Origin of the sequence: Corynebacterium tuscaniense (assembly GCF_008693065.1) — a bacterium.
In the GTDB taxonomy this organism is placed as follows: domain Bacteria; phylum Actinomycetota; class Actinomycetes; order Mycobacteriales; family Mycobacteriaceae; genus Corynebacterium; species Corynebacterium tuscaniense.
On the sequence record NZ_VXKH01000019.1, the window covers coordinates 22,381 to 28,758 of the forward strand.

A 6,378-nucleotide genomic window follows, 5' to 3' on the forward strand; every position below is an offset into this window, starting at 1 on the left:
CCGCCTATCGCACGGGGCGAAAAGCCTTCTGGGGCTTTTGTCAGCGGGGTGGAACCTTTGAGCAAATTATAGCTCAACGACAGTGCGACCATGTCGGGCGTTGCCAGCAAGCAGGTCAGCACCGGCTTGGATCGCGCCTTCGAGGTCGACGGTGTCGGTGTAGGAGCGGAGCTTGTCCACCTCGAGGGACTCGGCGAGGATGGCCCATGCTTCATCCCGGAAGGCGTTGGGTGCATCGACGGAGTTGATGCCGGCGAGGTTGACGCCACGGAGAATGAACGGGATCACGGTCGTCTCCAGGTCCGGGCCGGCGGCGAGACCGCAGGCGGTGACGGTGCCACCCCACTGCACCTGGGCAAGCAAGTTGGCCAGTGGGATGGAGCCAACGGTGTCAATGGCGCCACCGAAGCGGGCCTTCTGCAAAGGCTTGCCCTTGTTGGCTAGTTCAGCGCGGTCAATGACGTCGATGGCGCCGAGTTCACGCAGGTAATCGCCATGTTCTTCAACGCGGCCGGTGATAGCAGCGACTTCATGGCCACGGGCGGCAAGCAGTTGGATGGCAATAGAACCAACACCGCCGGTGGCGCCGGTAACGGCAACGGGGCCGCGGACGGCACCGTCCTCATGGTCGGGGCGGGAGTTGGTGAAGCGCTCGTAGGCGGCAACGGACATGGCGGCGGTGTAGCCAGCGGTACCGATGGCGGCGGCGGTCCAGGCGTCGAAGGTGGCGGGGACGCGGGTGATCTGGGCGGCGTCGATACGCAATTCAGGCGTGTAACCGCCATTGCGGCGCTCACCGATGCCCCAGCCGTTGACGGTGACGAGCGTGCCGTCCTCAAGCGTGCCCACAGCGTCGATGCCGGGGACGATGGGTAGGGTGCGCACGACGCCCTTGTTGCCGGCGAGAGCCATGCCGTCCTTGTAGTTGACGGAGGAGTGGCTGACGTGAATGAGGGTGTCGCCTTCGCCGGCGTGCTCTGGGGTGGTGTCGACGATCTGCGGGCCGTTATCAGTAACAAGGAGAGTCTTCGTAGCGGTCATAGTCCCCCAGCGTAGGCATATTTCCATAGACTGTGCAGATATGAGCGCGAAGACCCACGACGAACGCGACGTGTTCACCCGCACCGTTTTCCCGGACGGTGAAGAGCCGGACCCGCGGTTCACGCTGGCTAATGAGCGTACGTTCCTCGCGTGGACGCGTACTGCGCTTGCGTTTCTGGCCGGCGGTATCGCGCTTGAAGCATTCGGAATCGGCGGGTTGAGCCCCGAAGTGCGCCAAATTGCGGCGGTGGCGCTCATCCTGGTGGGTGCAGCCATTGCGACGGGCGCGGCAGTGCGGTGGGTACGCATTGAGCGCGCGCTGCGGCACAAGAAGCCACTTCCCGCGCCGGGAATCGTGCCGGTGCTGGGGGTTGGTGTGGCCCTGGCGAGCGCCATCGTGTTGGTGGGGCTGTTCTAGGGGTATGGCACGAATTAACCGCTCCCCCATCCCGGTTGTGGACTTGGGCTTGCAGCCAGAGCGCACGGCGCTGTCGTGGACGCGCACCGCATTGGCCATGTTCGTCGCGTCACTGACGCTGCTGCGCTGGTCAGTGCCCTACTCCGCATTGGTGTTCGGGGCGATTGGGCTTCTGTGTTGCATCGCGTTGGTGATCATTGCGCGCAACCGGGCCCAGTACCGCACTGGGGCAGAAGGCATCAAACAGGAACAGGTGAGGGCCAACGTTTTTGGTGTGTTTGCCATCACCATCGGCATGGCCATGTTCGCGGCCATTGGTTTGTTCCTGGTGCTGGACGCGGGCTGAACAGCTTAATCCTCCGGGAAAGTGAGCATGATCTGCAAGACTTCCCGGCCGGGCGCGGTGTGCACGATCTGTTCTGGGGTGGAGCCCTGTTCAAGGACGCCAAGAGCGATGAATAAGTCGACCACAAACTCCGGGTTGTTAGGCCGCTTGGGGTAGCCGGTTGGATCAGCTACCCAGTTGAGTACTTCTTCGGCGTCTTCGGCGTATACAGCGCTGAAGTAGAGGTACAGGTCCTCCTCGAAGCAGGTCAGGAGAACGTCTGCCTCCTCAGCAACGGCTGTTCCACCTGGTAGGGCAAGGAGGTAGTTATCTTCGACCGACAAGTAGTCCCTGACCTCCAGGAAGGAGCGAAGCGCATTGACTGCTGGGACGGCTTCAGCAGCGTGGTTGCCGGGTTCGAGGGCTAAGCCGAAGTTCTCCGCAAGGGTGCGCACATCGCCCGGCCGGAGGGTTCCCTTGTTGGTCAGCTTCACGCCCTCCATGCAGTGGTCTAGGAAGGCACGAATATTGGACACGATGCGGGTGAAGGGATACAGATCAACATCATCCTCGTCGGGGAGGTGGTCGGCGAAGAACTCCGATATCGCTGCGATGACGGCTGGGTTCCGCTCTGGATTCGGGTCGAGGGAAATGATCTGCTGCAGGTCCGGACGAGAACTGATGAAGGAATCGAAATCCTCCGCAATACCCGGCGTGCGAGGGTCCTCCGTGAAATCCTCCGGCTCAGGCATGAAGAAGTCCTCGGAGGAATACGCCATTCGTTCCGCCACGGTGCAGTGATCAGTAGTGGACAAGCGTTCGATAAGGCGCTCCGGTGACATCACTGGCATGAAGCTGAGCAGTAGGGGGGAGATCCGCATGTCGGGCTCTAGGCCAGCGGCAAGGCGCATCGCCTCGCGGTGAAACGCGGTCATCATTTCGGGTCCGCCGCATGCTTCGATGACGTCGGGCCCCTGCGCATCCACAAGCATGGGTGCTGGCGAATCAATCTCGGAGATCCCCAGCACCTCAAGGTGAATAGTCCAGTGCGCCGCCGGGTCATACACGTAGGTCATCTCACCAATATCGCCGATGGCCAGCGCGGTTTCATCCTTCTCATCCGCGCCAGGGGATGTGGTGTAGAGGGTGCGTTGGCCGTCTTCCTCAGCGATGTAGATGTGGTTGGTGGTGCCGGAGAAGCCAAAAGCTGCGTCAATAAGCGTGGCGAATGAGCCCAGGTGCATGTGGTCCGAAACATTGACCAACCTGGACACTTGCGGGCTGGAACCCTCCAGAGACAAGAGCAGCGTGATGATCATGTCGCCCACATTACGGCCCAAAAGGCATCCGTGGGGGCCGATATTGTCCACTTAAGTGGACAGCGGGAAAAATATTGCGGTGTGATTAGCGGCCACCAAGCAGCAGCGCGGACACCACGCGATCAGAAGCATTGACCACATTCAGGGTCTTCGCGCCGGGACGTGTGATGGCAATCGTAGCGGGATTCAGGCTTTCATTCTCCAAAAACAGTCCCTTGTCCAGTGCAATCATGCCATGCGTGAAAGTCTCATCGACGACAAACACGAACTCTGCTCCGGGCTCAACGCGCAACTCCGCGCCGAGCATCGGGCGTGCTGTTTGCACGGGGCTTTCTTGCCCAAAAAGCTTGCCGACGAACACCAGGCCCTCCCCCGCCACCCCCGAATCAAACCCAACAAGGGAGAACGGCTTTGGCGAAAATTTGCCGAAGTCCAAGGTGGCAGGCGTGCACGCGCTATCAGTGATGCCGAGCTGAAAGCTGGTGGTGGCAAACGCGTGGGCACCAGGCAGGAGTGTTTCGGTGCCACTCACCCAGGTGAGCACCTGCTTATTGGGGTTAGCGGCGCGGGCAGAGGTCCACCCGCCGAAGGTCTCACCGTCTGCCATGGGTAGGCGACGGAAGATCACCTCCGCAGCACCTGGGCGTGGTTCGGGTGGAGTGAAAGCGGGATCGGTGCCAGTCATGCGGACAGATTACATCAGCGCAAAAGCGGGCGGGCGCGGAAACTGAGCTCGGCTGCGGCAAGCAGAGCAAGGGCGGCGGTGATCAACAGTGTGCCCGGCAGGTACCCAGCGTCCACCGGCAGCGCACCCACTGCGGAACCACTAGCAATGCCCACCTGGAACGTCACCACATAAATAGAGGACGCACGGTTCTGGTTCGCTTCCCCGGCATGGAGGAACAACGTGGTGGCGGCCGTGGGCAGTCCGCCACCGGAAACGCCCAGCAACATGATCACGGCCACGGCGAGAACCAACCCGAGGGCAGGTGCTGTGCCGTCGAGAAGCAGCGCGCAGAAGCCAGCCAAACCAGCACACAAGATCAAGCCCGTTCCCAGGGCATTCATGCGCAGCATGCGGCGGTCAGAGCGTTTACCCGCCGACAACACACCAACGATGCCAAACAAGCCATATGCGAAAAGACCCAGGGCGACGTAGGAGTGGCCAAGGGTGTGCTCCACAAAGAGTCCCAGGTAAGTGTAGGTGCAGAACAGCGCGGTAATCACCAGAGCCAGGTACACCACCAGTGCGGGGAGAGCAGAGCGCTGCTGCACCCCTTCTTCCCTCCCCCGCGGCGGGATGGCGGGCAGAGGGGGCAAGAAGATCATGAGCAGGACAAATGCCACAGCTACGAGCGCACCGAGGATCCACGTGGCACCACGCCAGCCCACGGCATTACCCATGAGGGTGGTCAGCGGTGAACCCGCCACCAGCGCCATGGTGGACCCCAAAGAGACCACTCCCACCGCCTTCGCTGTCATGCCCCGTGGGGCCAGGCGTGCAGCCATCGGATTGACCAGGGACCAAAACAAACCGTGGGTAAGCGCAGCACACACACGGCCTGCCACCAACATCCAATAATTCGCGGCCAAACCCTGCAGCACGATGCCCAGCAGCAGGAAAACCAAGGTGGCCATGAACACCGGCTTGCGGTCAAAACGGGAGGTCAGCTCCATCAGCGGGATGGTGATGATGGCGACGATGCCTGCATACACCGTCATCAACAACCCCACCTGGCCTTGTGTTACGCCAAGGTCAGCCGCCATCGGGCTAATCAAACCGATGGAGAACATTTCAAACGTGACGTACACAAACGCGGCAAAACCCATCGCGTTCAACGGCACGTAGGGGAAAACCTGGGATTGAGAGGACACCTTTGAAGCCACACTGCAACGCTAGACCCGCGTAGGAAAGATTGCATGTTGACGAGGCCACGTTTAAGCAGGAAAAGTGCTAGAACGTGATTATGCCTAATCAACCGCCACCCTGGACCTCGCAGCACACCGGCAAGACGTACCCCACGATCCGGCAATTCGACGGCAAACACCTCGCTGCAGTTGTGCTGTTCATCATGCTGTGTGGCGTGCTCGTGGTCGCTGTGAAGCGGCTACCGCGCGGTACCCTCAAAGCCGCACGCCGGGTCGCTGGCGCGATCATGGGGATCATCACCACCGTGTACTTCATCTGGGTACTCAACCCGAAGCGCTTGGTGTGGGATGAAACCGCGCCTTTTCATGTCACTGACCTGCTGCGCTACATCACGCCTCTGGCTGTGGGGACGAGCAACACGACGGCGGCGGCGCTGTCTTACTACTGGGGGCTCTTCCTCAACCCCATGGCCATCTTCTTCCCGGACATGGCGTATGTGCAGGACAAGAAGTGGCTGCAAGAGCTCGCCTACTGGTACTTCCACATCGCCGCCACCGTGGTGCCCGTTGTTCTCACCTTCGGCCTGGGCTACCGGCCGAGCTGGAAAGACTGGCGCGTGGTCGCCGGCATCACCATGGTCTGGGCCGCGGTGTCCGGTGTGGCTAACAAGGTCACTGGCGGCAACTACTTCTTCTCCAACGGCCATCCACGCGGTTGGTCCCCACTGAAGTTCTTCGGCCCGTGGCCCTGGTACTTACTCATATGCGTACCGGGCCTGCCCTTCGTGTTTGCGCTGATGACAGGCGTGTGGCGCCAGAACCGCTAAAAACCCCGGGACTTTTTAGCCCGATATACAGCAGGCTCCGCGGGTAGAATCCGCAACTTCGCGGTTGCTGCGGGGATAGCGTCGGCGATCTTCGAGGCACTCGTCGGCCCCGGCCCATACTCCGTCTGGGCGGAGAGCCACGCCGCAGTGGCGTGAATGATCACGGATTGCGCCACACCCAATGTGGCTCTCCCCCACCGCGCCTGCTCACGTGCCATCCGGGCACCCATGATCCCGGCAAGCACATCGCCGGAACCAGGCGTGGCCGCCCACGACGTGCCCGTGTCCACCACGAGCGTGTGGTCCCGCGCCGGGTCAGCCACGATGGTTGCGCGTCCCTTGCGCACAACAGTGCAGTTCAACGCCTGGGAAAGTGCCTGCGCTTCCTCCCAGCGACTCGCGGGGTCAATGCCCAGCGCATCGCGGAGCCGCTCACACTCGCCATCGTGTGGGGTCAGCACCGTCTCTCCGGGCCGCCCGCGCAACAACTCGCGCAGTTCGGGGTCGGTGGAAAGGAGGGTGAGCCCGTCAGCGTCGACAAGCAGTGGCTCCTCGCGCCCCAACAACAACGCTAACTCG

General features: G+C 61.6%; 8 protein-coding genes. 3 read left to right on the forward strand and 5 right to left on the reverse strand.

Features of this window, described 5'->3' with window-relative positions; translation table 11 throughout:
- Positions 1–66 precede the first annotated feature (66 nt).
- Entirely contained in the window at positions 67–1,041 is a 975-nt protein-coding gene (locus F4V54_RS05355; protein ID WP_102723587.1) for an acrylyl-CoA reductase family protein, read from the reverse strand.
- A 40-nt stretch (positions 1,042–1,081) separates the two neighbouring features.
- On the opposite strand from F4V54_RS05355, the gene F4V54_RS05360 reads away from it, so the two are divergent.
- The gene (locus tag F4V54_RS05360) at positions 1,082–1,459 is read left to right on the forward strand and encodes a YidH family protein (RefSeq protein ID WP_034663861.1); all 378 of its coding nucleotides are present in this window, start codon (positions 1,082–1,084) and stop codon (positions 1,457–1,459) included.
- Between the two features lie 4 nt (positions 1,460–1,463).
- Positions 1,464–1,805 (forward strand): DUF202 domain-containing protein, encoded by a 342-nt coding sequence (locus tag F4V54_RS05365; RefSeq protein WP_034663860.1) that lies wholly within the window; start codon positions 1,464–1,466, stop codon positions 1,803–1,805.
- Between the two features lie 5 nt (positions 1,806–1,810).
- Here F4V54_RS05365 and F4V54_RS05370 read toward each other — a convergent pair whose 3' ends face one another.
- The 3 genes from F4V54_RS05370 to F4V54_RS05380 form a co-directional block, all read right to left on the reverse strand.
- Complete coding sequence (locus F4V54_RS05370; RefSeq protein WP_150386492.1) at positions 1,811–3,103, reverse strand: IS1096 element passenger TnpR family protein; 1,293 nt, start codon at positions 3,101–3,103, stop codon at positions 1,811–1,813.
- Positions 3,104–3,188: 85 nt separating this feature from the next.
- Positions 3,189–3,788 (reverse strand): pirin family protein, encoded by a 600-nt coding sequence (locus F4V54_RS05375; RefSeq protein WP_034663856.1) that lies wholly within the window; start codon positions 3,786–3,788, stop codon positions 3,189–3,191.
- Between the two features lie 14 nt (positions 3,789–3,802).
- A complete protein-coding gene (locus tag F4V54_RS05380; protein WP_150386500.1) occupies positions 3,803–4,933 on the reverse strand; it encodes an MFS transporter in 1,131 nt (376 codons plus the stop codon).
- A 137-nt stretch (positions 4,934–5,070) separates the two neighbouring features.
- Between F4V54_RS05380 and F4V54_RS05385 the strand changes: the two genes are divergently transcribed.
- The gene (locus F4V54_RS05385) at positions 5,071–5,799 is read left to right on the forward strand and encodes a YwaF family protein (protein ID WP_150386493.1); all 729 of its coding nucleotides are present in this window, start codon (positions 5,071–5,073) and stop codon (positions 5,797–5,799) included.
- Here F4V54_RS05385 and F4V54_RS05390 read toward each other — a convergent pair.
- On the reverse strand, positions 5,796–6,378 hold a 583-nt coding region (locus tag F4V54_RS05390), incomplete at its 5' end, for an ADP-dependent NAD(P)H-hydrate dehydratase (protein WP_150386494.1). The genes F4V54_RS05385 and F4V54_RS05390 overlap by 4 nt on opposite strands.

Coding starts and splice junctions, on each gene's coding strand:
- F4V54_RS05370 (WP_150386492.1), bottom strand. CDS start 3,103: ATGATCATCACGCTGCTCTTGTCTCTGGAGGGTTCCAGCCCGCAAGTG.
- F4V54_RS05385 (WP_150386493.1), top strand. CDS start 5,071: ATGCCTAATCAACCGCCACCCTGGACCTCGCAGCACACCGGCAAGACG.
- F4V54_RS05375 (WP_034663856.1), bottom strand. CDS start 3,788: ATGACTGGCACCGATCCCGCTTTCACTCCACCCGAACCACGCCCAGGT.
- F4V54_RS05365 (WP_034663860.1), top strand. CDS start 1,464: ATGGCACGAATTAACCGCTCCCCCATCCCGGTTGTGGACTTGGGCTTG.
- F4V54_RS05380 (WP_150386500.1), bottom strand. CDS start 4,933: ATGGGTTTTGCCGCGTTTGTGTACGTCACGTTTGAAATGTTCTCCATC.
- F4V54_RS05355 (WP_102723587.1), bottom strand. CDS start 1,041: ATGACCGCTACGAAGACTCTCCTTGTTACTGATAACGGCCCGCAGATC.
- F4V54_RS05360 (WP_034663861.1), top strand. CDS start 1,082: ATGAGCGCGAAGACCCACGACGAACGCGACGTGTTCACCCGCACCGTT.